The sequence below is a fragment of the Microbacterium sp. AC145 genome, from assembly GCF_979258505.1.
In genome coordinates, this window is sequence record NZ_OZ409859.1 from 1462360 (window position 1) to 1487775 (window position 25416).

Consider the following 25416-nt stretch of genomic DNA (forward strand, 5'->3'; position numbering starts at 1 on the left):
TCGACACTCCAGCCTACCGGCCCCCCACCGCACTCCCGCCGGACACGGTCACAGGTTGAACCGAGCCGACGGACCCGTCACCAGTCGATCGCGCGGGTGGCTCCGACCAGGCAACGACCCTCGGCGAGCTGAGGCATGACCGCGGTGACCGGCTCCCCCGTCGACGGCCCGACCTGACCGACCAGACACTGGGTCGTTCCCCATCGCACCGAGAACTGCAGACTCTCCGCAGGGTTGCCGACCGTCGTCACGTCCTGCGTGACCTGCATCGCTGTGCGGTCGAAGCCGGCCGCGATGAGAGCGTCGATGTAAGAGCGTCCTGAGCTTCGCCCCTCTGATGACCACACCTGCGCCGTCACCGCGCTGAAGAGGGGCAGATTGTCCTCGGCGCTGCCGTCGGCGATGTACTCGGGGTCCGTAGGCGCGGGCACCGCGGAGGGGCTCGCTGAGGCCGACGCATCCGGCGCCTGCGGCTCGGACGGAGCCGACGGGGCGCACGCAGCGAGCACGCATGCGAGCAGAGTTGAAGCGATGGCGGCGATCGCCAGGCGAGAGGCGGAGGAGTCCGATCGTCGAGACACGGGTCGAGTCTACGGGCCGGTCTCCCCCGCCAGCGCTTCTCCCCCACCAGAACGCGCGCCGTTACGACCTGAGACGAGCGAGCGGCGTTCAGAGCGGCGAGGTCGCGGCGGCGAACTCCGCGTCGAAGTCGGGCGCACGGTCGGCAGTCGCCCAGGGCGTATCGATCTCAGGGTCGGATGCGCCGTCCGCGCCACGCTCTTCTCCATCGCGCGATCCTCGGTCCTCACGCCCCTGACCTGCTTGATCTCGAGCCTTCTCGATGCCCGGATTCCGAGGTGTCCGCCGGTAGGCGGCCGTTCCCCACCGAAGGTCGTGGCCGATGGCGTCCGCGTCGATGTCGACGCTGGTTCCCTGTTTGCCGTTGTTCTCCCACGACCGGATCTTGATCCGGCCCGTGACGATGACGCTGTCGCCCGATCGCAGCGACGCCTTCGCATTCTCGGCGAGTTGACGGAACGCAGCGACCGAGTACCAGTTGGTGGCGACGTCGACCCAGGTCTGGGTGGCGTCATCGAATCGCCGGTGCGTGCTGGCGAGTCGGAAGTTCGTAACGGGGATGCCGCTCGCCGTCTGGCCCTGCGTGGGGTCGGTGGCGACGTTTCCGACGATCGTGACCGTGTCTTGCATGGGTTCTCTCCTCTGTACGCCGGGACGTACGCCCGGACGCACTCAGGATGCTCGCTGACGAGGCCCGCCGGACGCCGGGATGACGCGGATTGTGCACAGACCCGTCCCCTGCGAGATCGTGCAGGTGCAGTCGCGCGGTGCCCGCGATCAGCGGCGATCCGAATGTCGGTGGCCGACCATATGTTCGACACAGAGAGGAGATACCGATGTCCGAGACTTTGATCGCTTCCCACCCCGAGGTTCCTTACGCCGCGCCGAAGCTCACCTCACCGCGAGAACACCTGATCCGCGCTGGGGCTCATCTCTGGCGCGTCCAGGATTCTTCGGGCCGTGTGCTCGGACACCTACGCCTTCTGAGCGATCCACTCGGTATCCGCTACCGCGCCGAACGGCTGCACCTCGCAGCCGGGTCGTTCAGACTCGTCGGCGACTTCTGGCGACCCGACGATGCTGTCGCCGCACTGCGCAACGGCTGAGCTTCGACGGGCCCGATCGATGGTGCCCCCGGCAGGATTCGAACCTGCGACCAAGAGATTAGAAGGCTCCTGCTCTATCCCCTGAGCTACGGAGGCGGCCCTTCTACCGTACCGCGCCCGCGCTCGATGTCGGTGCCGTCGATAGGATGGCGGCATGGTATCTGCGTCAGAGAACGACCGCCTCGTCTGGATCGATTGCGAGATGACGGGACTCGATCTCTCCGTAGACGAACTCGTTGAGATCGCTGTGGTGATCACTGATTTCGAGTTGCGTCCTGTCGACCCCGGGTTCCAGATCGTGATCAGGCCCAGCGCCGCCGCTCTCGCGAACATGAACGCCTTCGTCACGACGATGCACAAGACCTCCGGTCTCATCACCGAGATTCCCGATGGCGTCTCACTGCAGGACGCACAGGCGCAGACTCTCGCCTACATCAAGCGATTCGTACCGCTCGAGCGCAAGGCACCGCTCGCGGGAAACACCATCGGTACCGACCGTATGTTCCTCGCGAAATACATGCCCGACATCGATCAGTGGCTGCACTACCGCAACGTCGATGTCTCGAGCATCAAAGAGCTCTCTCGCCGCTGGTACCCGCGGGTGTTCTTCCAGGCACCGGCCAAAGACGGTGGGCATCGCGCCCTTGCAGACATCCTCGAGTCCATTCGCGAACTTCGCTACTATCGCGAGGCCGTCTTCGTCGACGAACCGGGACCGTCCAGCGATGATGCACGCGCCATCGCGACCCGCACCGTGTCAGAGTTCACTCCGGACATGTAATAGACTTGTCAGGTCGCCAACGCAGGTTGGCACATGGTGGGTATAGCTCAGCTGGTAGAGCGCTGGCTTGTGGTGCCGGATGTCGCGGGTTCGAGTCCCGTTACTCACCCCACACGAAAGCCCGGGTCGTCGACCCGGGCTTTCTGCTTTCCACAGCCCCTCCGGCGGAATCGAAGACCCGCCGTCGAGGCCTAGGATTGCGGGGTGTCACTCGCCGTATGGTTCTCGCTCCTGACCGCCTGCGTGGTGATCAGCTTCACGCCGGGCGCCGGCGCCATCAATACCATGTCGAACGCGCTCAACCAAGGATGGCGCCGATCGATCTGGGGCATCGTGGGCCAGCAGCTCGCGCTGATCGTCCACGTCGTCATCGTGGCGGCAGGGCTCGGGCTCCTGGTGTCGCAATCCGAGGTGCTGTTCAACGTCATCCGGTATGCCGGAGCCGCATACCTCGTCTTCCTCGGAATCCGACTGATCCTGACGAAGCCTGCTTCCACAGAACTCGAGGACGAGACCGGCGTCGACCTCCGCGAAGGCCACTGGTCGATGATCCGACGGGGCTTCTGGGTGAACCTCCTCAACCCGAAGGCGATCGTCTTCTTCCTCGCGTTCATCCCCCAGTTCATCCGCCTGGACCAGCCCCAACTGCCTCAGTACCTCACACTGATCCTCACCGTCATGGTGGTCGACGTCGTCGTGATGTGGGGGTTCTTCGCGACTGCGGCCCGTCCGTTCCGCCGCCTGAGCCGCTCGGTCAAGGGGCAACGCATTCTGAACAGCGTCTTCGGTGCGCTCTTCATCGCGGTCGCCGCGCTCCTGGTGTTCCTCCACTGACACCTCGACCGCGCTCGCGGCAATAGGCTGGGACCGATGGAGATGGATGCTGCACCCTTCGAGGAACTCGTGATCGACGAGCTCGACCGGCTGCCCGATGAGATGGTCGACGGACTCGAGAACGTCGTGTTCGTCGTCGAGGACCGCCCGGAGGACGGGAGTCTCGACCTTCTCGGGCTGTATGACGGTCTGGCGCTGACCGAGCGCACGCAGTATGGCTCCGGCGAGTTGCCCGACCGCATCGTGGTGTATCGCGAGCCGCATCTCGCGGCCTGCGCGAGCGAAGAGGAACTCCGAGACGAGGTCCACACGACCCTGGTGCACGAGATCGCCCACTTCTACGGCATCGATGACGCGCAACTCCACGAACTGGGGTGGGCATGAGCCCTCTTGCCACTCCTGATGTCGATGAGCTCGTGGAGCTCACCGCCGCGCCCCTCGAGCCCTGGGAGGTCGTCGTGTGGAACGACCCCGTCAATCTGATGAGCTATGTCGTTCGAGTGTTCCGCACCTACTTCGGGTACTCGCTGGAACGGGCGACGCAGCTCATGCGCGCGGTCCATCACGAAGGTCAGGCCATCGTCGCCACGGGCCCCCGCGAAACGATGGAGGTGCACGCCCAGGCGATGCACGACTACGGCCTCTGGGCGACGGTGCGAAAGGCTTCCCGATGACCCAGAAGGTCGTGCACGTCAGGATGGCGAGGGCGGAAGGCGCCCAGCTTGCACAGCTCGTCGACGACTTCCGCGAGCTCGTCGGCTCTGACCGCGACGCCACCGACCCGGCGCTCGGGCGTCTGGCTCCCGACCCGTACCCCGATGACGAAGACGCATCGCAGGCTTTTCGCGACGCGACGCGCGAAGACATTCTCGACCGGCGCGCCCTCGATGCCGACGTGGTCCGGGCAGCGCTCGCCGATCTCCGCGGCGACCTCGACTCGATGTCGCAGAGCGAGGCGTTCAGAGAACATGACGTGGCGATCCGGCAGTCCGATGTCGACGCCTGGCTGCGCACGCTCACCGCACTGCGTCTGGTGATCGCGGAACGTCTCGGCATCGAGAGCGACGAAGACCACGATTCAGACGACGCGAGGTTCGGCGTCTACGACTGGCTCGGGTACCGTCTCGAACTCACTGTCGAGGCGGCAGACGAGCTGCTCTGAGCGATCACGGCACGTCGATGACTCGCGTCGCGAGCGCTCGAGGGTCGTCTCGCGCGATGTGAGCCGTCTCCTGCGCAGCCCACCGGTCCCAGTACGGACGATAGGTGTCACCGTCACGATGGAGAGCGCGTGCCTTTCGGCCCGGTTCCGCAGATTCCAGCCAGACGCGCACGTCAGCGATCGCTGCGCTGGCGGGAGTCAGGATTCCGCTTCCTTCGAGGATCACGCCAAGAGCCGGATCGACGGCGTGACTCTCCGCCTCGGCATCCTGTTCCCAATCCCAGCGCCGCCACTCCCCGAGGTAACCCCGTCCGTGGGGACGGAGGATGCCGTCGAGCGCGCGATCGACGCCGTCCTGCAGCCCATCCCACCCCGGGTAGATCGAGTCGAGAGCCACGAGTTGCACGCGGCCGGCGATCGGCCAGCGTTCGACCAGCATGCGCGCGAGGCTCGTCTTGCCGGCTCCACTGCGTCCGTCGATGATGACGACGGGGTTCACGGCCGCGAGGACGCCGATGTCTTCGACGATCAGCGTCGCGGCACGCTCGAGCGCTGCCGCGACGGCGGCATCACTTCTTGAGGGCACGAATGATGCGAGAGAATGCTCGCCCGGTCACCCAGACGAACGGCACAGCGACGACCAGCAGCGTGATGATGTTGGGCTCGAACCGGAGACCCTCTTCACGACGGACGTAGACGCCGACGGGAATCGAGACCCCACCGCCACCACCGCCCTCAGCACCGTCGCCGCTTCCACCCCCGAAACCCGAGTAGGTCAAAGCGACGGGCGTGATGCTGACGCCGTCGACGTCCTGCGGCTCGCCGTAAGCGCTCTTCACGCCGAAGGTGGATGCCTGCTTACCGAGTTCCAGTGCAATGTTGGGCATGGTTCCACGCTAGTCCAGGAAGCGGTGCACGACAGGGTCAATCCACGCCGTGCGCCTTCGGATGCTGCGCGGCTCCGCGTCCGTCACCTCTGCCGATGTGCCTGGCGCGCCCGATCATGGACGAGCCGAACCGCGCGACCGCATCGTCCACAGCGCCCTCGACGCGACGCCAGTCCTCATCGTCGTCCCACAAGCCGATGCCTCCGCCGCCAGCGGGCCGGAGCTTCTCGGCTCGCACACCGACGAGCCGAACCGGGTCGTGACGGTCGATCTGCTCGAACAGCGCCTGGGCCGCCTCGCCGATGCGCTGCCCCACAGCCGTCGGCTCCGGCAGCGTCTGACTGCGGCTGACCGTGCGGAAGTCGTCGAAGCGGATCTTGATCGCGATCGTCGCCGTCTCCCATTCGGCTTTCCTCAGGCGGGCAGCTACGCGGTCGGCGAGCCTGAGCAGCTCGGCGCGCAAGTAGGTGCGATCCGAGATGTCGGAGTCGAAGGTCTCCTCATGGCCGATGCTCTTCTCGACACGCTCGGTCTCGACCGCCCGCGCATCCTCACCTCGGGACAGTTGCATGAGCCGTGAGCTCAGCGCCGGACCGACCGCGCGGTCCAGCATGTCGCCCGATGACATCCTGATGTCGCGGATGGTGCGGATGCCGCGCCCTTCCAGAGCCTCCGCCGCCTTCGGACCCACCCCCCACATCGCCCGCACCGGTCGGGGGTCGAGGAACGCCTGGGTATCGGATGCGGGGATGACGAGCATGCCGTCCGGCTTGGAGATGGTGGATGCCATCTTCGCGACGTGCTTGGTAGCCGCAACGCCGACGCTGCATGTGATGCCGACCTCGTCGCTCACGCGCTCGCGCACGAGCTGAGCGATCTGGGCAGGGCTCCCCCACAGCCGCCTGACGCCACGGACATCGAGGAACGCCTCGTCGACCGAGAGCGGCTCGACCAGCGGCGTGATCGACTCGAAGATCGCCATGACCTGCCGAGACACCTCCTGGTATCGATGGAAGTGCGGCATCACGATCCTGGCCGACGGACAGAGGCGGATCGCCTGGGACACCGGCATCGCAGCACGGACACCGTAGCGACGGGCTTCGTAGGAGGCGCTGGACACGACGGATCGGCTTTCAGGGGCGCCGATGATCAGCGGGAGGCCGCGCAGACTCGGATCGTCGAGAACCTCGACCGCCGCGTAGAACGCGTCCATGTCGACGTGGAGGATGCTGGTGCCGGTGTCATCGGCGTCGACGGACGACACGATGCGCCCTCTGCCGTCACCGTGTCCCATGAGACCATTCTCCCCCGGACCTCCGACATGAGGTCCGGGGGATGCGGTTACTGCGCAGCGCGCTCGAGGACGAGTTCGCGGACCCTGGCGGCATCCGCCTGGCCCTTCATCGCCTTCATCACCGCGCCGATGACCGCGCCGGCGGCCTGGACCTTTCCGTCCTTGATCTTCGCGAGCACGTCGGGCTGGGCCGCGAGGGCCTCGTCGATCGCGGCGATCAGCGCGCCGTCGTCCGAGACGACGGCGAGTCCGCGACTGTCGACGACCTCCTGCGGTGTGCCCTCCCCGGCGATGACGCCTTCGAGAACCTGGCGTGCCAGCTTGTCGGTGAGCGTCCCGGCGTCGACGAGCTTCTGCAGCGCGGCGACGTTCTCCGGCGACACGAGCTCGGTGGCGTCCTTCTCCTGCGCGTTGGCCAGGCGGGTGATCTCGCCCGTCCACCACTTGCGCGCGGTCGCCGGCGTGGCGCCCGCTTCGATGGTCGCCACGACGACGTCGAGCAGACCGCCGTTTCGCACGTCCTGGAACTCCAGGTCGGTGAAGCCCCACTCGGCCATCAGACGGCGTCGGCGTGCGACCGGCTGCTCGGGAAGCTCTGCCCGCAGGGCCTCGATGAGCTCCGCGGCCGGCTCGACCGGCAGCAGATCCGGCTCGGGGAAATACCGGTAGTCGTCGGCGTCCGACTTCGGACGACCGGGCGACGTCGTTCCGGTGTCCTCGTGCCAGTGCCGTGTCTCCTGGGTGATCGTCCCGCCGTCGGCGAGGATCTGCGCCTGACGCTGGATCTCGTATCGCACCGCGCGCTCGACCGACCGCATCGAGTTGACGTTCTTCGTCTCGGTGCGCGTGCCCAACTTCTCCTGGCCGCGAGGGCGCAGCGAGATGTTGGCGTCGCAGCGGAGGTTGCCGCGCTCGAGACGCGCCTCGGAGATACCGAGGCTGCGGACGATGTCACGGATGGTCGCGACGTAGGCCTTGGCCACCTCGGGAGCACGGTGTTCGGTGCCGAAGATGACCTTCGTGACGATCTCGACGAGCGGCACACCCGCGCGGTTGTAATCGACGAGCGAGTACTCGGCACCCTGGATGCGGCCGGTCGCCCCACCCAGGTGGGTGAGCTTTCCCGCGTCCTCCTCCATGTGCGCACGCTCGATCGGAATCTGCACGATGGTGCCGTCTTCGAGCTCGACCTCGACGGATCCTTCGAACGCGATCGGCTCGTCGTACTGCGAGATCTGATAGTTCTTGCCGAGATCGGGGTAGAAGTAGTTCTTCCGGGCGAACCGGCTCGACGGGGCGATCGAGCAGCCCAGCGCGAGACCCAGGCTGATCGACGAGCGGATCGCCGTCTCGTTGACGACGGGGAGCGATCCCGGAAGACCGAGGTCGACCGGGGCGATCAGCGTGTTCGGCTCAGCCGCGTGGTACAGCTCGTTGGCCGGGTTCGGCGCATCCGAGAACATCTTCGTGTTCGTGTTGAGCTCGACGTGCACCTCGAACCCGAGCACCGGCTCGTACAGTTCGAGAGCCTTGTCGAAGTCCATGAGCTTGGCGGTGGCCATCAGCGGGTCCCTCCCACGAGCTGGGGCGCACGCGTGAGCAGCGGCGCTCCCCATGAATCCACGAGCAGTGTCTCGACTGCGGCGCCGACCTTGTAGAGGCGCGCGTCTTCCCGTGCCGGTGCGATGAACTGAATACCGACCGGGAGACCGTCTTCTGCGGCCAGTCCGCTCGGGATCGAGATGCCCGGAACGCCGGCGAGGTTCACCGGGATCGTGGTGATGTCGTTGAGATACATCTGCAGCGGGTCGTCGATCTTCTCGCCGATCTTGAACGCGGTCGTCGGGGCTGACGGCGTCGCGATGACGTCGACGTCGGCGAACGCGTTCGCGAAGTCCTGCTGGATGAGCGTGCGCACCTTCTGCGCGCTGCCGTAGTAGGCGTCGTAGTATCCGGCCGACAGCGCATAAGTGCCGAGGATGATGCGGCGCTTGACCTCGTCGCCGAAGCCGGCGTCACGCGTGGCCGACATAACGTCCTCGACGGTGGGGTTGCCGTCGGGGGTCACGCGGAGGCCGAAGCGCACCGAGTCGAACTTCGCCAGGTTGCTGGAGGCCTCTGCGGGGAGGATCAGGTAGTACGCGGCCACCCCGTACTCGAAGTGCGGCGCGCCGATCTCGACGATCTCCGCTCCCTGCGCCTCCATCAGTGCAAGTGCGCTGCGGAACGACTCCGCGACGCCGGACTGGAACCCGCTGTCCGGCAGTTCGCGGATCACCCCGACCTTCAGACCCTTGAGCACGTCTCCACGGGCGCCCTCACGCGCGGCATCCGCGAACGAGGGCCACTCGTCGCGCAGCGACGTGGAGTCCTTCGGGTCGTGGCCACCGATCGCATCGTGCAGCAGGCCCGCGTCGAGCACCGTGCGAGTCACGGGGCCGACCTGGTCGAGGCTCGAAGCGAGGGCGATCGCGCCGTAGCGGCTCACGCCGCCGTACGTCGGCTTCACACCCACGGTGCCCGTCACGTGCGCGGGTTGACGGATCGACCCGCCCGTGTCGGAGCCGAGAGCCAGCGGCGCCTCGAAGGCGGCCACCGCAGCTGCGGATCCGCCGCCCGAGCCACCGGGGATCCGGTCGAGGTCCCACGGGTTGCGGGTGGGGCCGTACGCGGAGTGCTCGGTCGAGGACCCCATGGCGAACTCATCCATGTTGGTCTTGCCGAGCGGTATCAGGCCGGCTGCACGCGAGCGGGCGACGACGGTGGCGTCGTACGGCGAGCGGTAGCCCTCGAGGATGCGCGAACCGCTGGTGGTCGGCTGGTCGGTCGTGACGAGCACGTCTTTGATGGCCAGCGGCACGCCGGCGATCGGTCCGAGCTGCTCGCCGGCCGCGCGCTGCGCGTCGACGGCCGCGGCGGCGTCGAGCGCGCCCTCATTGATGTGGAGGAAGGCATGGACGTCGCCGTCGACGGCGGCGATGCGATCGAGGTGCGCGCGGGTCGCCTCGACGCTCGAGATCTCGCGGCTGGCGAGCTTGTCCGCAAGCTCCGCCGCGGTCATGCGGATGATGTCGCTCACTGCTCTTCTCCCAGGATCGCGGTGACGCGGAACCGGCCGTCTGCCTGGTCCGGCGCGTTCTGGAGCACCTGCTCGTGCGTGAGGGTCTCGCCCACCACGTCGGGGCGGTAGACGTTGCTCAGCGGGATCGGATGACTCGTCGCGGAGACGTCGGGGCTTGCGACCTCCGACACCTTGGCGATGTTGTCGACGATGGCGTCGAGCTGGCCCGTGAGCCTCGTCACCTCGTCGTCGTTGAGCTGGATGCGCGCGAGCACGCCGAGATGGCGCACAAGATCAGGGGTGATTTCAGACACGGCCCCAGTCTAGTTGGCGCACCCGCCTGCTCCCGTTGTCGTCTGCACGGCCGCCTTATGCTGGGCGGGTGAGCTCCTACCAGCCTCCCCGCCCGTGGATCGCCAGCTACGCCGACGACGTCCCGGATGACCTGGCCCCCGTCTCCGGATCCCTCATCGACATCGTGGCCGCCTCTGCGCGCGATTACCCGGACGAACCGGCCTTGCAGTTCTTCGGGCGCGAGACCACGTACGCGCAGCTGCAGGAATCGATCGACCGGGCTGCCGAGGGCCTGCGCGCACGGGGTGTGCGGGCAGGCGACCCGGTGGCGATCGTCCTTCCGAACTGCCCGCAGCACATCGTCGCGTTCTACGCAGTGCTCCGGCTCGGAGCTGTGGTCGTCGAGCACAACCCGCTGTACACGCCGAGGGAGCTGAGAAAGCAGTTCGAGGATCACGGCGCGAAGCACGCGATCGTCTGGAACAAGGTCGTCTCGACCGTGCAGGAGTTCCCGGCCGACCTCGCGGTGACGAACCTCGTCTCCGTCGACGTCACCCGGGCCATGCCCCTTCTCACCCGCGTGGCGCTGCGCCTGCCTGTGGCCAAGGCGAAGGAATCACGCGCGGCCCTCACCGAGCGCGTCCGCGGAACCGTGACCTGGGACTCGCTCGTGCAGTCCGGCCCGATCGCCACGACGCATCCGAAGCCGACCACCGGCGACCTCGCCATCATTCAGTACACGTCGGGAACGACGGGCACTCCGAAGGGTGCCGCGCTCACTCACGCGAATCTTCTCGCCAACGCCGCACAGTCGCGGGCATGGGTGCCGTCGATCCAGCGCGGCAGGGGCTGCGTCGTCTACGCAGTGCTGCCGATGTTCCACGCGTACGGCCTCACGCTGTGCCTGACGTTCGCGATGTCGATGGGGGCGCGCCTCGTGCTGTTCCCGAAGTTCGACCCCGACCTCGTGCTCGACGTGATGAAGAAGCACCCGGCGACCTTCCTGCCGCTCGTGCCCCCGATCGCGGATCGGCTTCTGGCGGCCGCCAACGCCAAGGGGGTCTCGCTCGAGGGCATCGAGGTCGCGATCTCCGGCGCGATGGCGCTGCCGCACGAGCTCGTCGTCCCGTTCGAGGCGGCGACCCACGGCTTCCTCGTCGAGGGGTACGGGCTCAGCGAGTGCTCCCCCGTGCTGATGGCCAACCCGGTCGCAGACAACCGAGTGCCTGGAACCGTCGGACTCCCTCTGCCCGGCACAGAATGCCGCGTCGTCGATCCCGAGAACCCGACCGTCGATGTCCCCGCTGGCTCGGCTGGCGAGCTTCTCGTGCGCGGACCTCAGGTGTTCTCCGGGTATTACGGCAAACCGGAGGAGACCGAGGCGGTCTTCGTCGACGGGTGGTTCCGCACCGGCGACATCGTCACAGTCGATGACGCGGGCTTCATCCGTATCGTCGATCGAATCAAGGAGCTCATCATCACCGGCGGCTTCAACGTGGCGCCCACCGAGGTCGAGAACGCGCTGCGGCAGCATCCGCAGGTCTCGGATGCCGCCGTCGTCGGACTGCCGAGCGATCACTCCGGCGAGGAGGTCGTCGCGGCGATCGTCGTCGACGGAGACACGGATGTCGATGTCGAGGCCATCCGCGAGTATGCGCGCAGCATCCTGACCCCGTACAAGGTGCCCCGTCGCGTCTTCATCGTCGATGAGCTTCCGAAGTCTCTGATCGGAAAGGTGCTGCGCCGTCAGGTCAAGGAGAAGCTTCTGACCCTGACATCGGGAACTTGAGGGCGCCCTCACAGGCGCCGAATCCCGCGAAGCGCTACCCTTGGTCAGTGACTCCTGAAGACGCTGTGCCCACCGACGCCCCCGAGACCCCTGGATTCGAGGAGCTCGGCATCACCGGCCCCGTCCTCAAGGCCATCAAGGACCTCGGCTACGAGACCCCCTCCCCCATCCAGGCCGCTACGATCCCGACCCTCCTCTCCGGTCGCGACGTCGTCGGCATGGCGCAGACCGGAACCGGAAAGACCGCGGCCTTCGCGCTCCCCGTGCTCGAGCGCCTCGACGTATCGCAGAAGACCCCGCAGGCCCTCGTGCTCGCACCCACCCGCGAACTCGCTCTGCAGGTCTGCGAGGCGTTCGAGTCGTACGCCTCGAAGATGAAGGGCGTGCACGTCCTCCCCGTCTACGGCGGACAGGGTTACGGCGTGCAGTTGTCGGCACTCCGCCGCGGCGTGCACGTGATCGTCGGAACCCCCGGCCGCATCATGGACCACCTCGCCAAGGGCACCCTCGACCTGTCCCAGCTGCAGTACCTGGTGCTCGACGAGGCCGACGAGATGCTGAAGATGGGCTTCGCCGAAGACGTCGAGCAGATCCTCGCGCAGACGCCCGAGGAGAAGCAGGTCGCCCTGTTCTCGGCGACCATGCCCCCGCAGATCCGTCGTCTGGCGCAGAAGTACCTGCGCGAGCCCGAAGAGATCAGCATCAAGTCGAAGACCGCCACCGGCACCAACATCACGCAGCGCTATCTCGTGGTGTCGTACGCGCAGAAGGTCGACGCGCTGACCCGCATCCTCGAGGTCGAGAACTTCGACGGGATGATCGTGTTCGTCCGCACGAAAAACGAGACCGAGACGCTGGCCGAGAAGCTGCGAGCTCGTGGATACTCCGCGGCGGCGATCAACGGCGACGTCCCCCAGGTGCAGCGCGAGCGCAGCGTCAACCAGCTCAAGGCGAGCAAGCTCGACATCCTCGTCGCGACCGATGTCGCGGCGCGTGGTCTCGACGTCGAGCGCATCAGCCACGTCGTCAACTTCGACATCCCGACGGACACCGAGTCCTACGTGCACCGCATCGGTCGCACGGGACGCGCCGGCCGCACGGGAGACGCGATCAGCTTCATCACCCCGCGCGAGCGCTACCTGCTGAAGTCCATCGAGAAGGCCACGCGTCAGCAGCCCACGCAGATGCAGCTGCCGACTCTGGACGACGTGAACACCACACGTCTCACCAGGTTCGACGACGCGATCACGGCGGCTCTCGGCGATGCCGCACGGATCGAGAAGTTCCGCGACGTCATCGATCACTACGTGCGCAACCACGATGTGCCGGAGGCCGATGTGGCTGCTGCTCTCGCGGTCGTCGCACAGGGCGACACTCCGCTGCTGCTCGACCCGGCCGACGACCCGCTGTCGAAGGCCGTCGAGTATGACAACCGTCCGCCCCGTGAGAACACCAAGGGCGAGCGTCGAGAGACCCGCGAGCCTCGTGAGCGTCGTGGGCGCGGTGACTACAAGCCGTACCGCATCGAGGTCGGGCGTCGCCACCGTGTCGAGCCTCGCCAGATCGTCGGCGCACTCGCGAACGAGGGCGGCCTCGGCCGTGACGATTTCGGTGCCATAAACATCCGCCCGGACTTCACCGTCGTGGAGCTCCCGGCGAACATGGATTCCTCAGTACTCGACAAGCTCAAGGACACCCGGATCTCGGGTCGCCTGATCGAGATCAAGCCGGACCGCGGCCCCGCAGGCCGTCGCAACGACGGCCCTCGCGACGGCGCCCGTGGCGGGTACGATCGCCCGCGCTATGACCGTGACGAGCGTCCGGCTCGTGACGATGAGCGCGGCGAGAAGCCGTTCCGCAAGCCCCGCCACAAGGGCTGACACAGCGGCATACGCACAGAACGCGCCGCCCCTGACCTCGTCAGGGGCGGCGCGTTCTTGTTGACTCGGTCGAATCCGTCGACCCCGCTGGTGACGCGGCGAAGCGACCTCAGGAGCCTGAAGCTCCGGCCGCCGCGCTGCGGGCCAGACGCGCCGCCACATCGATGAGCGGTGCAGGGCGAGCCAACAGCGATCGCTGCTCCGGATGATCGATGAGGTGCTGCAACAGCCTGTGGGCGCCGTCGACCGTCGGTGCCCAATACCCGCCGATGTGGTGGCGGCTCAGTGGTGCGGTGGTCACTTCCCCGTCGATCAGCACGTCGACGGTGCCGTCATCCGGATCCATTCCGAGGTCTGAGAGGGCGAGGAACGTCAGCGCACCGAGCACGATCGTGCTCGCGAGACCCGGCAGCCTGAATCGCGTCACCGGAAGGTCGAGAAGCACCCGATCGACCTGGCTCCACGGCACGATCCCTCGGTTCTCGGTGCCTTCGCGGAAGATCACGGCATCCGGGGTGAGACGAAGGTGATGACGACCAGGGTCACCGACGGCCAGAGCGCCGGGAACGACGATCAGCGGCCCGTAGCGCTTCATCCGAGCGCGTCCGGCCCTTCGGTGACGAGGATGTGGAACTGCGCCGCGTCGAGGATGCGGATGCCGAGCTCTTCCGCCTTGCCGAGCTTCGATCCCGCCCCCGGGCCGGCCGCGACGAAGTCCGTCTTCTTCGAGACGCTCGACGCCGCTTTTCCGCCGGCCTTGATGATGGCCTCCTGTGCGCCGTCGCGCGTGTAGCCGTCGAGCGAGCCCGTCGCCACGATGGTGAGCCCGTCGAGCACACCGCCCTCGATGACCGCCGCGCCGGGTCCGGGGTGTCCGGGCGTGGCCCACTGCACGCCGGCCTGCGTCCACTGCATCACGATCTCCTGATGCCAGTCGACGTCGAACCAGGCGAGCAACGAGTCGGCGATGATGCCGCCGACACCCTCGACCGCAGCGAGTTCTTCTCGAGACGCCGCGCGGATGGCGTCGAGCGAACCGAACCACTGCGCGAGCGCTCGGGCGGCGACGGGCCCGACGTGACGGATGTTCAGCGAGACGAGAAGACGCCAGAGATCCTTGGTCTTGGCCTTCTCGAGCTCGGCGAGAAGCGTGAGCGCCTGCGACGACGGCTGGGGGCCCTCGAGGCCGGACTTCTTCTCCGCCGCGCTGGGATTCCGGCGAAACGGTGCGCGGGTCTTGACGAGACCGTCGTCGTCTTCCTTCGGCAACCCGGTCTCGGCATCGCGCACGAACAGCTCGATCGGCACGATCTCGTCGAGGGTGAGAGCGAACAGGCCGGCCTCGGTCTCGAGAGGAGGAACTTCCGGGAACGTCGGCTGTGTCAGAGCGGCTGCCGTGACCTCGCCCAGCGCCTCGACGTCGAGAGCGCCGCGGGATCCGATGTGCTCGACGCGGCCGCGCACCTGGGCGGGGCATGACCGCGCGTTCGGGCAACGCAGATCGATGTCGCCCTCTTTCATCGCGCGCAGCGGCGTTCCGCATTCGGGGCAGTCCGCCGGCATCACGAACTCGCGCTCGGTGCCGTCGCGTTTCTCGACGACAGGGCCGAGGACCTCGGGGATCACGTCTCCCGCCTTGCGCAGCACGACGGTGTCACCGATCAGCACACCCTTCGCCTTCACGACGTCCTTGTTGTGCAGGGTCGCCTGTCTGACGACGGACCCTGCGACGTGGGCGGGCGCCATCACCGCGAACGGCGTGGCGCGCCCGGTACGGCCGACGGAGACGACGATGTCGAGGAGCTTCGTCTGCACCTCTTCGGGCGGGTACTTGTACGCGATCGCCCACCGCGGAGCCCTGCTCGTGGCACCGAGCTCGTCGTGCAGCGAGAGTTCATCGACCTTGACGACGATGCCGTCGAGCTCGTGCTCGATGTCGTGACGGTGCTCTCCGAAGTACTCGACGAACGCCGCGACCTCGTCGATGCTCGTGCAGACCTTCGTGTGCGGGCTCGTGGGCAGCCCCCACTCGGCGAGCTGCTCATAGACCTGGCTCTGCGCGGCGACCGGAGGATTCTCCCACGCTCCGATGCCGTGCACGTAGAGCGCGAGTGACTCGATGCGCAGCATCCCCGCTTCGAGCTCCAGCCCGTCTTTCTTGTCGATCTGCTGACGCAGACCGCCGCTCGCCGCGTTCCTTGGGTTCGCGAACGAAGGGAACCGCCGTGCTGCCGCGGTGCGCGCCTTCTCTTCGTCGAACGGCTTCTTCGCACCGCCTCGCGCATCCCAACGGGCCAACGCATCGGCATACGCCCGATCGCGGAACGAGGCCTGCGCGGCGTTCAGACGTTCGAAGGCGGCCACGGGGATGAACACCTCTCCGCGGACCTCGACGATCTCGGGGTGCCCGTCGCCATCGAGTTGCACAGGGATCTCGGGAAGACGCAGGGCGTTCTCGGTGACGATCTCACCGACGCGTCCGTCGCCCCGTGTCGCCGCCGACGTCAGGCGTCCGTTCTCGTAGCGCAGATTGATTGCGAGGCCGTCGATCTTAAGCTCGGTGAGCCAGTCGACATCTCGCCCCGCGGACGCGCGCGTCTTCACTGCCCACTCGCGGAGTTCATCGATCGAGAACACGTTGTCGAGGCTCAGCATGCGCTCGGCGTGCTCGATGGTGGCGAGCCCTGTCGCCTCGGCTGCGCCCACCATCTGGGTGGGCGAGTCCTGGCCCTGCAGCTCCGGATGCAGTCGCTCGAGCTCCTCGAGCCGGTGCATCCAGCCGTCGTAGGTGGAGTCGTCGACGACGGAGGTGTCGCGCCCATAGTACGCGTCCTTCGCCTCGAGGATGCGAGTGGTCAGCTCGTCGGCTTCGATACGGGCGTCTTCCAGCGAGATGTTCTCCGGCACTCCGCCAGTCTACGAGCGGCCGCCGACATCCCGAGGGAGGCGCTACGCGTCGACCGGTACCGCCGACACCGTGCGGTCGATCGTGAACTGGCCCAGCACGCGCGTGCCGACGTAGAGCACCGCCGTCTGTCCGGGCGCGACGCCGTTGAGCGGCTCCTGTGGCACGACACGCACGCCCTCGGATGTCACGAAGGCTCGAGCGACCTCGGGCTCGGCGTGAGCGCGGATCTGCACCTCGCAGTCGAACTCCGACTCCACGGGAGCAGCTCCCGCCCAGCTGAAGCGCTCGCCGGATATCTCGCGGATCGCGAGGGCCTCCTTCGGTCCGACGACCACCGTGTTCGATACCGGACGCACTTCGAGCACGAATCGCGGCTTGCCGTCAGCGGCCGGAACACCGAGTTTGAGCCCACGACGCTGACCCACGGTGAACGCGTGTGCACCCTCGTGCGAACCCACGATCTCACCCGTGCGGTCGACGATCTCGCCTGTGGCCGTGCCGACCTTCTCGGCCAGCCAACCGCGGGTGTCGCCGTCGGGGATGAAGCAGATGTCATGGCTGTCGGGCTTCTGGGCGACGGTCAACCCGCGCTCCGCGGCCTCTGCCCGTACGACGGCCTTCGAAGGCGTCGTTCCGAGCGGGAAGTAGGTGTGGGCGAGCTGCTCGGCCGTCAGCACCCCGAGCACGTATGACTGGTCCTTGGCGTTGTCGGCTGCGCGATGCAGCTCGAGGCCGGCATCCGTCGGGATGAGGGTGGCGTAATGGCCGGTGCACACGGCGTCGAAGCCGAGCTCGATCGCACGCTCGAGGAGGGCGGCGAACTTGATCTTCTCGTTGCAGCGCATGCAGGGGTTCGGTGTGCGCCCTGCCTGATACTCCGACACGAAGTCGGCGATCACGTCTTCGCGGAACCTCTCCGAGAAGTCCCAGACGTAGAAGGGGATGCCGAGGAGGTCGGCTGCGCGTCTGGCATCGAGCGCATCCTCGATCGTGCAGCATCCTCGGCTGCCCGTGCGCAGGGTTCCCCCGGCTCGGGACAACGCCAGGTGCACGCCGACGACGTCGTGACCGGCTTCGACCGCACGCGCGGCAGCGACGGCGGAGTCCACCCCGCCACTCATGGCCGCAAGAATCCTCATGGATCCAGTCTACGAGCGTGCGGCTGAGCCGGAGCCGGATGCGCGGGAGTACGCGTCGGCGATCGACGCGAGGACCGCATCGATGTCCGCATCCGTGGATGTACGCCCGAGCGAGAATCGGAGCACACTGCGCGCATCCTGTTCGCTGCGTCCCATGGCCATCACCACATGTGACGGCTCTGCCACCCCCGCCTGACATGCGGATCCTGTCGATGCGGCGATCCCCGCCATGTCGAGCAGGAAGAGCAGACTCTCCCCCACTGCGCCGGGGAACAGAATGTGCGCATTGCCCGGAAGCCTCTCGACGCGATCCCCGAGGACTTCGGCGGTGGGAAGACGGGCGAGGATGCCGTCGACCAGTCGATCGCGCATCGAGCTCAGCCGGACGTTCTCCGTCAGCCGCTCCGCCTCGGCGAGCTCCAGTGCGACCGCGAACGCGGCCGCACCCGCGACGTCCTGGGTCCCCGCGCGCAGGCCGCGTTGCTGCGCACCGCCTCGAATGACGGCCGCGAGGCGCGCGGTGCGCGACGTGATGAGGGCGCCGACGCCGACGGGCGCGCCGATCTTATGACCGGCGACGCTCATCGCGACCAGACCGACGGCATTCGCGGCGTCGCCGCGCAGGGCGCGGAAGGACAACGGAACGTGTCCGAGTGCCGACACGGCATCGAGGTGCAGCGGAACCCGCGCGGCCGCGGCCGATGAGGCCAGTATCGCGGCGTCGTTGATGGTCCCGGACTCGTTGTTGGCGACCAGTGCGGTGGCCAGCGCCGCCCCCGGAAGCTGTGCGGCGAATGCGGCCGAATCGATCGCCGCTGTGCGATATACCGGAACAGCGCGTAGAACCGCTCCCGTTCCGACCAGCGCCTCCACCGTGTCCATGGTCGCGTGATGCTCGGCATCCGGCATCACGATCGCGTCGGTCCCTGCGGGCCGCGCCTGCCACAGCCCCTGCAGCGCGAGGTTGATCGACTCGGTGCCTCCGGAAGTAAAGACCACCTCGATCGGATCGGACCCGAGCACCGCGGCGGCCCGCTCACGAGACTCCTCCAGCAAGCGCCTGGCGTCTTGCCCCGCTCCGTGCGTCGACGACGCGTTGCCGACGATCGCGCTCGCGTCCAGCCACGCCTCGCGCGCCTCCGGGCGCAGCGGGGTCGTGGCGGCGTGATCGAGATAGTGCTGCATCCCTCAACTCTCCCCCATTTTCGCCCGCAGGAGCGCACATGGAACTGAGTGCATGCTGTCCTGAGACCCGAGCGCAGACCCCTATGGTGTATTCATGCCCGCGATCCGAGACATCACCGTGCCCGGCGGTACTGCACTCGACCACCTCGGCGTTCGCCTTCACGACGGCGTCGGAACCCTCCGCGTCTGGTCGCAGAACGCGTCCTCCATCGAGCTCGTCGTCTTCGATGCCACCGACCTGGACTGGGTGACCGATCAGGTCGACCTCGAGCGACTCCCGGGAGGTGTCTGGGAGGTCACGACCGAGCTGCTGCAGCCGGGCACCCGTTACGCGATCCGCGTCGGCGGTCCTCACGGTCCCGGCAACACCTTCAATCCCGAGACCCTCCTCCTCGACCCGTATGCGCGCGGACTCGCCCAGGGCGACGGCTACGAGGAGTGGCGTTCCGTCGTGATCGTCGACGGCTTCGACTGGGGCGACTCGGTCAAGCCCCGCATCTCTCTCGATCGCACCGTCATCTACGAGGGCCATCTGAAGGGTCTCACCAAGCGTCAGCCGGACGTGCCCCCTGCACTGCACGGGACATACGCGGGTCTCGCCCACCCCGCGATGATCGAGTACTTCCATGAACTCGGCATCACCTCGATCGAGCTTCTCCCCGTGCATGCGTTCGTGCCTGAGCCCCGCCTGCTCGAGCGCGGACTCACCAATTACTGGGGGTACAACACCCTCAACTTCTTCACGCCCCACAACGCGTACGCGACGGAAGACGCGCGAAAGGGGGGCCCTGAGGCCGTGCTCGCCGAGTTCAAGGGAATGGTGCGACTGCTCCACGAGGCCGGTCTCGAAGTCATCCTCGACGTCGTCTACAACCACACCTCGGAAGAGGGGCTCGGTGGTCCTCGCTCGAGTCTGCGGGGCATCGACAACGCCGGCTACTACCGTCAGGACGCGTCCGGGGCCTACATCGACACGACCGGCTGCGGAAACACGCTCGACACCTCGACGGATGCCGGCGCCCGCCTCGTCCTCGACTCGCTGCGCTACTGGGCCCAGGAGATGCAGATCGACGGGTTCCGGTTCGATCTCGCCGCCGCCATCGCGCGCGACGGCTCGCACACCTACACCCCCGACCACCCGCTGCTCACGGCGATCGCGAACGATCCGATCCTCAAGGAGACGAAGCTGATCGCCGAGCCGTGGGACGTCGGCATGGGCGGGTGGCAGACGGGCAACTTCCCGAGGGGCTGGCTGGAGTGGAACGACCGCTACCGCGACCGCGTGCGCAACTTCTGGCTGAGTGACATCGATTATGCGCGCAGAGCGTCGGCGCCGGTCGGCATCGGTGGTTTTGCGACCCGTCTCGCAGGCTCCTCCAACACCTTCGCCGACGAGCGCGGACCGCTCGCGAGCATCAACTTCGTGACGGCGCACGACGGCTTCACCCTGCACGATCTCGTGTCGTACGACGTCAAGCACAACGAGGCGAACGGCGAGCACAACCGCGACGGCGCCGATATGAACCGCGCGTTCAACCACGGGATCGAGGGTCCGACAGACGACCCGGCCATCCTCGCGGCTCGACGCAAGGCGATGCGCAACCTGTTGGGCACGCTTCTGCTGTCCGCGGGAATCCCGATGCTCACCGCGGGTGACGAAGTCGGGCGCACGCAGCGGGGCAACAACAACGCCTACGCACAGGACTCCGCGATGACCTGGCTCGGCTGGGATCCCGAGCCGTGGCAGGAAGATCTGCGAGCTCACGTCAGCAGGCTGATCGAGCTGCGCTCCGAGAACCCCGCGTTGCGACCGAGCCGCTACGCCCGACTCGGCGAGCACATCCCGAACGCGTCCGTCATGGACTGGTTCGATCAGAACGGCGAGACGATGGAGAGCGAGCAGTGGGCAGACCCGGGCAACCGCACGCTGCAGTACGTCGCCGCATCCACTCCGGATCGTGAAGCAGCCAATCGGATCCTCCTGATCGTGCACGGCACGGAGTCGCCGATCGACGTACGGCTGCCCGAGGAACTCGAGGACGCGACCCGGTTCGTGTCGCTGTGGTCGAGCGCCGACGAGCGCCCCGGCGCCGACGGTGAGACGTTCGCGCCCGGCGACATCCTGCCCATTCCCGGCACTTCGATGAGGCTCTTCCGCGTCGAATGACCTGCGGCGCGCCGAAGCCGTCCGCTCGCTACCCGCGGTGCGTCGGTAGCGGTACATTCGGGGGGTGGCCGCACGTATGAGCAGCACCAGTCCCAAGGCTCTCCGGAGCCCCGCTCAGATCCCTCTGCGTCCTCTGGGCGCCATATCGGACGGTGACTCGCTCCGCGCCACTCGCATTCCGCTAGTGGACGCGAGACCCGTTGTTCCCGGTGGGTTCGCGCCCAAGGCCTTCGTGGGAGAGGTCGTGCCCTTCAGCGTCGTCGCCTTCCGCGAGGGGCACGACCTGATCGGTGTGCAGTTGCGGCTGACCTCGCCGGACGGCGAGGAGTCCCTCCATCGCCTCTCCCCCCTGCTGGACGGCACCGACAGGTGGAGTGCCGAGGTCGCGATCGACGTCCAGGGCCGATGGATGTTCCGCTTCGAGGCGTTCTCCGACGACTTCGCGACCTGGGCCCACGCCGCCGAGCTGAAGGTGGCGGCCGGTGTGGACGTACCGGTCATGGCCGCTCTCGGTGCCGAGCTCCTCACCCGCGCCGCCGCGGAGAAGGACCGCCCTCTCGCACAGCGCAAGCGCCTCGCCGCCGACGCCACCGCGATCTTGGAAGGAGACGCTGCGACGACGATCGCGCTGTCGACGGATGCCGAGCTCGCCCGGGTGTTCCTCGAGCGGCCGCTGACGACGCTGCGCTCCATGTCTGCGACACACACCCTGCTCGTCGAGAGGACCTCAGCGGGGGTCGGCGCCTGGTACGAGTTCTTCCCCCGATCAGAGGGGGCCAGACGGCTGAAGGACGGCTCGATCAAGGGCGGCACCTTTCGAACAGCTGCGAAGCGCCTGCCGGCCGTCGCCGCGATGGGGTTCGACGTCATCTATCTGGTGCCGATCCACCCGATCGGGATCACCAACCGCAAGGGGCGCAACAACACGCTGACCACCGAGCCCGGCGACCCCGGATCGCCCTACGCGATCGGCTCCGCAGAGGGTGGCCACGACGCGATCCATCCCGAGCTCGGCAAGCCGGCCGATTTCCGAGCCTTCGTGCGGGCGGCGCGCGCTGAAGGGCTGGAGGTCGCCCTCGATCTCGCCCTGCAGGCGTCTCCTGATCACCCCTGGGTCACAGAGCACCCGGAATGGTTCACGACTCTTCCCGACGGAACGATCGCGTATGCGGAGAATCCGCCGAAGAAGTATCAGGACATCTACCCGCTGAACTTCGACAACGACCCGGCCGGCATCTACCAGGAGATGCTCCGGATCGTGCAGCACTGGGTGCGCGAGGGCGTGAAGATCTTCCGTGTGGACAATCCGCACACCAAGCCGCTGCAGTTCTGGGAGTGGCTGATCGCCACGGTGAACGCCGCCGACCCCGATGTGATCTTCCTCGCTGAGGCCTTCACCCGCCCCGCCGTCATGCGAGCACTGGCCGCGGTCGGATTCCAGCAGAGCTACAGCTACTTCACGTGGCGAAACACCAAGGCAGAACTCGAGGAGTTCCTCTCGGCCGTGTCGCACGAGACCAGCGACTACATGCGGCCGAACCTCTTCGTGAACACCCACGACATCCTCACCGAGTACCTGCAGTTCGGGGGGCGTGCCGCGTACCGCATCCGCGCCTGCATCGGTGCGACCGCGGCCCCGGTGTACGGCGTGTACGCGGGTTATGAGCTCTTCGAGAACGTCGCCCGTCCCGGGTCCGAGGAGAACATCGACAACGAGAAGTACGAGTACAAGCTTCGCGACTGGGAGGGAGCCGAAGCCGCGGGCGACTCGCTCGCCCCCCTTCTGCGTCGTCTGAACGAGATCCGACGCGCACACCCGGCTCTTCGTCAGCTTCGCAATCTCTCGGTCCACTGGAGCGATGACGACTCGGTGCTCGTCTACAGCAAGCATCTCGATGCCGCGTTCACGGGAACGGGCACCGCGGACACGATCCTCGTGGTCGCCAACGTCGATCCCCACTCGGTGCGGGAGACCACGGTCCACCTCGACACGACGATCTGGGGAGTTCCTCTGGGCGAATCCTTCGACGTCGAGGACCTCCTCACCGGAGCCGTCTGGACGTGGACCGACCACAACTACGTGCGCCTCGACGCCTTCGCCGAGCCAGTGCACATCCTGAAGGTGAGGAAGCGTTCATGAGCTACCTGGAAGATGCGACGACGTCGTCGGAATGGGCCGCGGTGGCGGCAGGATCCCACCACGACCCGCACTCGGTGCTGGGTGCGCACCCGTTCACCGATGCGGGCGACCGCACGGTCACCGTCATCCGAGCCCGTCGTCCGCTCGCAGCGACGGTGGCAGCCGTGTTCGGCGACGGCACCCGCCTCGACCTGGACCACGTCGCGCACGGTATCTGGGAGGGCCATCATGATGGCCCTCCGGTGCCGTACCGGATCGCGACGGCATACGGAGACGATGACGAGACGGTCAGCGGCGACCCTTACCGGCATCTCCCGACGCTGGGCGACGTCGATGTGCATCTGATCGCCGAGGGGCGTCACGAACGCCTGTGGCAGGTGCTGGGCGCGCATGCACGTGTCGTGGAGGGCGACGCAGGTGTGGCCTTCGCCGTGTGGGCTCCCAACGCCACCGCTGTGCGGGTGGTCGGTGACCACAACGGCTGGAACGGCGAGCCTCACGCGATGCGTTCGATGGGCGTGAGCGGGATCTGGGAGCTGTTCATCCCCGATCTCCCGGTCGGCACCACCTACAAGTACGAGATCCGGACGCGCGACGGTGCCTGGATCTTCAAGGCGGACCCGATGGCCCAGTCCGCGCAGGTTCCTCCGGAGACCGCATCCGTGGTCACCGAGTCGACATTCGCCTGGTCGGACGGCGCCTGGATGACCCGCAGAGCCGCGACCCATGCCGTCGCGCAGCCACTGTCGGTCTACGAGGTGCATCTGGGATCCTGGCGCGCCGGTCTGAGCTATCGCGACGCAGCCGACCCCCTGATCGCACACGTGACCGCCGCGGGCTTCACCCACATCGAGTTCATGCCGCTCGCCGAGCATCCCTTCGGCGGCTCCTGGGGCTACCAGGTGAGCGGCTACTACGCCGCGACGAGCCGCTTCGGCAGCCCCGACGACCTGCGCTACCTGATCGATCGCCTGCACCAGGCCGGCATCGGCGTGATCATGGACTGGGTGCCCGGCCATTTCCCGAAGGATGCGTTCGCTCTGGCGAGGTTCGACGGGCAGGCCCTCTACGAGCACCCCGATCCCCGACGCGGCGAGCACCAGGACTGGGGCACCCTCATCTTCGACTACGGTCGCCCCGAGGTTCGAGGGTTCCTCGTCGCGAACGCTCTCTTCTGGCTCGAGGAGTTCCACGTCGACGGGCTCCGGGTCGACGCCGTCGCCTCGATGCTCTACCTCGACTATTCCCGCAACGACGGCGAGTGGGAGCCGAACATCCACGGCGGCCGCGAGAATCTCGAGGCGATCCGTTTTCTCCAGGAGGTCAACGCCACCGCTTACCGGCTTCACCCGGGCGTGCTCATGATCGCCGAGGAGTCGACGAGCTTCCCCGGTGTCACGGCGCCGACCGACCACGCCGGACTCGGGTTCGGGTTCAAGTGGAACATGGGCTGGATGAACGACTCGCTGCAGTACATCGAGAGGGATCCGATGTACCGAGCCCATCACGAGGGTGAGATGACGTTCTCGTTCGTGTATGCCTTCGGCGAGAACTATCTGCTCCCCATCAGTCATGACGAGGTCGTCCACGGCAAAGGCAGTCTGCTCGCGAAGATGCCGGGAGATCACTGGCACAAGCTGGCGAACGTCCGGGCATACCTCGCGTACATGTGGGGACACCCCGGCAAGAAGCTTCTCTTCATGGGGCAGGAGTTCGGCCAGCTCGCTGAGTGGTCGGAGTCACGCGAGCTCGACTGGTGGCTCCTCGACCAGCCGTCGCACGCCCAGCTGCAGGATTTCGTCGGCCAGCTCAACCACACCTATCGCGCGCAGTCCCCTCTGTGGGAACGAGACAATGACGGCTCGTCCTTCTCCCGCCTCGGGGCGCCGACGTGGGATCCCTCCATCGTCGCATTCGAGCGGCGCGATGCCCACGGTGGTCGAGTCGTAGTCATCAGCAACTTCGCCGGAATCGAGCGGACGAATCACCCGCTCGCCCTTCCGCGAGAGGGCGTATGGCACGAGATCCTCAACACGGACGCGGCAGCGTTCGGTGGCCGCGGGTCAGGGAACCTCGGCATGGTCGTCGGACACAGCGACGGTGGGAGCACCGCCGAGGCGCGAATCACTCTGCCCGCACTCTCGACGATCTGGCTGCGCTATGAGAGCGATCCGCATGTCCCGACGGTCACCCGCGGGTGACCGTCGGGA

The 25416-nt window shown here is 67.1% G+C and carries 23 protein-coding genes and 2 tRNA genes; 12 read left to right on the top strand and 13 right to left on the bottom strand.

Features of this window, described 5'->3' with window-relative positions:
• Window positions 1–77 precede the first annotated feature (77 nt).
• Both ACZZZN_RS07205 and ssb read right to left on the bottom strand, forming a co-directional pair.
• Complete coding sequence (locus tag ACZZZN_RS07205; protein ID WP_463504490.1) at window positions 78–581, bottom strand: DUF6993 domain-containing protein; 504 nt, start codon at window positions 579–581, stop codon at window positions 78–80.
• An 88-nt stretch (window positions 582–669) separates the two neighbouring features.
• The gene (gene ssb / locus ACZZZN_RS07210; protein WP_463504491.1) at window positions 670–1209 is read right to left on the bottom strand and encodes a single-stranded DNA-binding protein; all 540 of its coding nucleotides are present in this window, start codon (window positions 1207–1209) and stop codon (window positions 670–672) included.
• A gap of 206 nt (window positions 1210–1415) precedes the next feature.
• On the opposite strand from ssb, the gene ACZZZN_RS07215 reads away from it, so the two are divergent.
• A complete protein-coding gene (locus ACZZZN_RS07215; RefSeq protein ID WP_463504492.1) occupies window positions 1416–1685 on the top strand; it encodes a hypothetical protein in 270 nt (89 codons plus the stop codon).
• 20 nt (window positions 1686–1705) lie between these two features.
• Here ACZZZN_RS07215 and ACZZZN_RS07220 read toward each other — a convergent pair.
• Window positions 1706–1781 (bottom strand) — tRNA-Arg (locus ACZZZN_RS07220).
• Between the two features lie 58 nt (window positions 1782–1839).
• On the opposite strand from ACZZZN_RS07220, the gene orn reads away from it, so the two are divergent.
• The 6 genes from orn to ACZZZN_RS07250 all read left to right on the top strand — a co-directional run bounded on the left by orn (window position 1840) and on the right by ACZZZN_RS07250 (window position 4462).
• Window positions 1840–2466 (top strand): oligoribonuclease, encoded by a 627-nt coding sequence (gene orn, locus ACZZZN_RS07225; RefSeq protein ID WP_463504493.1) that lies wholly within the window; start codon window positions 1840–1842, stop codon window positions 2464–2466.
• A 36-nt stretch (window positions 2467–2502) separates the two neighbouring features.
• Window positions 2503–2578, top strand: a tRNA-His gene (locus ACZZZN_RS07230).
• A gap of 92 nt (window positions 2579–2670) precedes the next feature.
• Window positions 2671–3300 carry a LysE family transporter gene (locus tag ACZZZN_RS07235; RefSeq protein WP_463504494.1) on the top strand — a complete coding sequence of 210 codons (630 nt, stop codon included), beginning with the start codon at window positions 2671–2673 and terminating at the stop codon, window positions 3298–3300.
• Window positions 3301–3336: 36 nt separating this feature from the next.
• Complete coding sequence (locus tag ACZZZN_RS07240; protein ID WP_463504495.1) at window positions 3337–3684, top strand: metallopeptidase family protein; 348 nt, start codon at window positions 3337–3339, stop codon at window positions 3682–3684.
• Complete coding sequence (gene clpS, locus ACZZZN_RS07245) at window positions 3681–3974, top strand: ATP-dependent Clp protease adapter ClpS (protein WP_463504496.1); 294 nt, start codon at window positions 3681–3683, stop codon at window positions 3972–3974. Before ACZZZN_RS07240 ends, clpS begins: the two co-directional genes overlap by 4 nt.
• Window positions 3971–4462, top strand: coding sequence for a DUF2017 family protein (locus ACZZZN_RS07250; RefSeq protein WP_463504497.1), 492 nt, complete (start codon window positions 3971–3973; stop codon window positions 4460–4462). Before clpS ends, ACZZZN_RS07250 begins: the two co-directional genes overlap by 4 nt.
• Window positions 4463–4466: 4 nt before the next feature.
• Here ACZZZN_RS07250 and ACZZZN_RS07255 read toward each other — a convergent pair whose 3' ends face one another.
• Genes ACZZZN_RS07255 through gatC form a run of 6 tightly spaced genes read right to left on the bottom strand, consistent with a single transcriptional unit; the run spans window position 4467 to window position 10018 of the window.
• A complete protein-coding gene (locus ACZZZN_RS07255) occupies window positions 4467–5048 on the bottom strand; it encodes a nucleoside/nucleotide kinase family protein (RefSeq protein ID WP_463504498.1) in 582 nt (193 codons plus the stop codon).
• Window positions 5032–5349, bottom strand: a complete 318-nt coding sequence (locus ACZZZN_RS07260; RefSeq protein WP_241795146.1) for a hypothetical protein — start codon at window positions 5347–5349, stop codon at window positions 5032–5034. Before ACZZZN_RS07260 ends, ACZZZN_RS07255 begins: the two co-directional genes overlap by 17 nt.
• 37 nt (window positions 5350–5386) lie before the next feature.
• Window positions 5387–6643, bottom strand: a complete 1257-nt coding sequence (dinB, locus tag ACZZZN_RS07265; RefSeq protein ID WP_463504499.1) for a DNA polymerase IV — start codon at window positions 6641–6643, stop codon at window positions 5387–5389.
• Window positions 6644–6690: 47 nt separating this feature from the next.
• Complete coding sequence (gatB, locus tag ACZZZN_RS07270; protein WP_463504500.1) at window positions 6691–8205, bottom strand: Asp-tRNA(Asn)/Glu-tRNA(Gln) amidotransferase subunit GatB; 1515 nt, start codon at window positions 8203–8205, stop codon at window positions 6691–6693.
• On the bottom strand, window positions 8205–9722 hold the full coding sequence (gene gatA, locus ACZZZN_RS07275; protein ID WP_463504501.1) for an Asp-tRNA(Asn)/Glu-tRNA(Gln) amidotransferase subunit GatA: 1518 nt from the start codon (window positions 9720–9722) through the stop codon (window positions 8205–8207). The genes gatB and gatA overlap by 1 nt, the downstream gene beginning before the upstream one ends.
• Entirely contained in the window at window positions 9719–10018 is a 300-nt protein-coding gene (gatC, locus tag ACZZZN_RS07280) for an Asp-tRNA(Asn)/Glu-tRNA(Gln) amidotransferase subunit GatC (protein WP_463504502.1), read from the bottom strand. The genes gatA and gatC overlap by 4 nt, the downstream gene beginning before the upstream one ends.
• 68 nt (window positions 10019–10086) lie before the next feature.
• On the opposite strand from gatC, the gene ACZZZN_RS07285 reads away from it, so the two are divergent.
• Together ACZZZN_RS07285 and ACZZZN_RS07290 are read left to right on the top strand one after the other, a co-directional pair.
• Window positions 10087–11787: a long-chain-fatty-acid--CoA ligase gene (locus ACZZZN_RS07285; RefSeq protein WP_463504503.1), complete on the top strand. Its 1701-nt coding sequence runs from the start codon at window positions 10087–10089 to the stop codon at window positions 11785–11787.
• A 47-nt stretch (window positions 11788–11834) separates the two neighbouring features.
• Entirely contained in the window at window positions 11835–13667 is a 1833-nt protein-coding gene (locus tag ACZZZN_RS07290; protein ID WP_463504504.1) for a DEAD/DEAH box helicase, read from the top strand.
• A 109-nt stretch (window positions 13668–13776) separates the two neighbouring features.
• On the opposite strand, the gene ACZZZN_RS07295 is transcribed toward ACZZZN_RS07290, so the two are convergent.
• The 4 genes from ACZZZN_RS07295 to ACZZZN_RS07310 are packed head-to-tail and all read right to left on the bottom strand — an operon-like array spanning window position 13777 to window position 18899.
• On the bottom strand, window positions 13777–14262 hold the full coding sequence (locus ACZZZN_RS07295; RefSeq protein ID WP_463504505.1) for a hypothetical protein: 486 nt from the start codon (window positions 14260–14262) through the stop codon (window positions 13777–13779).
• Entirely contained in the window at window positions 14259–16574 is a 2316-nt protein-coding gene (gene ligA / locus ACZZZN_RS07300; RefSeq protein WP_463504506.1) for an NAD-dependent DNA ligase LigA, read from the bottom strand. The genes ACZZZN_RS07295 and ligA overlap by 4 nt, the downstream gene beginning before the upstream one ends.
• Window positions 16575–16616: 42 nt before the next feature.
• A complete protein-coding gene (gene mnmA, locus ACZZZN_RS07305) occupies window positions 16617–17714 on the bottom strand; it encodes a tRNA 2-thiouridine(34) synthase MnmA (protein WP_463504507.1) in 1098 nt (365 codons plus the stop codon).
• 9 nt (window positions 17715–17723) lie between these two features.
• Window positions 17724–18899, bottom strand: coding sequence for a cysteine desulfurase family protein (locus tag ACZZZN_RS07310; protein ID WP_463504508.1), 1176 nt, complete (start codon window positions 18897–18899; stop codon window positions 17724–17726).
• Window positions 18900–18993: 94 nt separating this feature from the next.
• Here ACZZZN_RS07310 and glgX point away from each other — a divergent pair, with 94 nt between their 5' ends.
• The 3 genes from glgX (at window position 18994) to glgB (ending at window position 25407) form a co-directional block, all read left to right on the top strand.
• Window positions 18994–21066: a glycogen debranching protein GlgX gene (gene glgX, locus ACZZZN_RS07315; protein ID WP_463504509.1), complete on the top strand. Its 2073-nt coding sequence runs from the start codon at window positions 18994–18996 to the stop codon at window positions 21064–21066.
• A gap of 76 nt (window positions 21067–21142) precedes the next feature.
• Window positions 21143–23206, top strand: a complete 2064-nt coding sequence (locus ACZZZN_RS07320; RefSeq protein WP_463506562.1) for an alpha-1,4-glucan--maltose-1-phosphate maltosyltransferase — start codon at window positions 21143–21145, stop codon at window positions 23204–23206.
• Window positions 23203–25407: a 1,4-alpha-glucan branching protein GlgB gene (gene glgB, locus ACZZZN_RS07325; protein ID WP_463504510.1), complete on the top strand. Its 2205-nt coding sequence runs from the start codon at window positions 23203–23205 to the stop codon at window positions 25405–25407. Before ACZZZN_RS07320 ends, glgB begins: the two co-directional genes overlap by 4 nt.
• Window positions 25408–25416: the final 9 nt, after the last annotated feature.

Excerpts from the sequence above, each read along its gene's own strand:
- glgX (WP_463504509.1), top strand. The coding sequence starts at position 18,994 with ATGCCCGCGATCCGAGACATCACCGTGCCCGGCGGTACTGCACTCGAC.
- ACZZZN_RS07240 (WP_463504495.1), top strand. The coding sequence starts at position 3,337 with ATGGAGATGGATGCTGCACCCTTCGAGGAACTCGTGATCGACGAGCTC.
- gatB (WP_463504500.1), bottom strand. The coding sequence starts at position 8,205 with ATGGCCACCGCCAAGCTCATGGACTTCGACAAGGCTCTCGAACTGTAC.
- ACZZZN_RS07260 (WP_241795146.1), bottom strand. The coding sequence starts at position 5,349 with ATGCCCAACATTGCACTGGAACTCGGTAAGCAGGCATCCACCTTCGGC.
- clpS (WP_463504496.1), top strand. The coding sequence starts at position 3,681 with ATGAGCCCTCTTGCCACTCCTGATGTCGATGAGCTCGTGGAGCTCACC.
- ACZZZN_RS07310 (WP_463504508.1), bottom strand. The coding sequence starts at position 18,899 with ATGCAGCACTATCTCGATCACGCCGCCACGACCCCGCTGCGCCCGGAG.
- mnmA (WP_463504507.1), bottom strand. The coding sequence starts at position 17,714 with ATGAGGATTCTTGCGGCCATGAGTGGCGGGGTGGACTCCGCCGTCGCT.
- dinB (WP_463504499.1), bottom strand. The coding sequence starts at position 6,643 with ATGGGACACGGTGACGGCAGAGGGCGCATCGTGTCGTCCGTCGACGCC.
- ACZZZN_RS07320 (WP_463506562.1), top strand. The coding sequence starts at position 21,143 with ATGAGCAGCACCAGTCCCAAGGCTCTCCGGAGCCCCGCTCAGATCCCT.
- orn (WP_463504493.1), top strand. The coding sequence starts at position 1,840 with ATGGTATCTGCGTCAGAGAACGACCGCCTCGTCTGGATCGATTGCGAG.
- glgB (WP_463504510.1), top strand. The coding sequence starts at position 23,203 with ATGAGCTACCTGGAAGATGCGACGACGTCGTCGGAATGGGCCGCGGTG.
- ssb (WP_463504491.1), bottom strand. The coding sequence starts at position 1,209 with ATGCAAGACACGGTCACGATCGTCGGAAACGTCGCCACCGACCCCACG.
- ACZZZN_RS07295 (WP_463504505.1), bottom strand. The coding sequence starts at position 14,262 with ATGAAGCGCTACGGGCCGCTGATCGTCGTTCCCGGCGCTCTGGCCGTC.
- ACZZZN_RS07215 (WP_463504492.1), top strand. The coding sequence starts at position 1,416 with ATGTCCGAGACTTTGATCGCTTCCCACCCCGAGGTTCCTTACGCCGCG.
- ACZZZN_RS07250 (WP_463504497.1), top strand. The coding sequence starts at position 3,971 with ATGACCCAGAAGGTCGTGCACGTCAGGATGGCGAGGGCGGAAGGCGCC.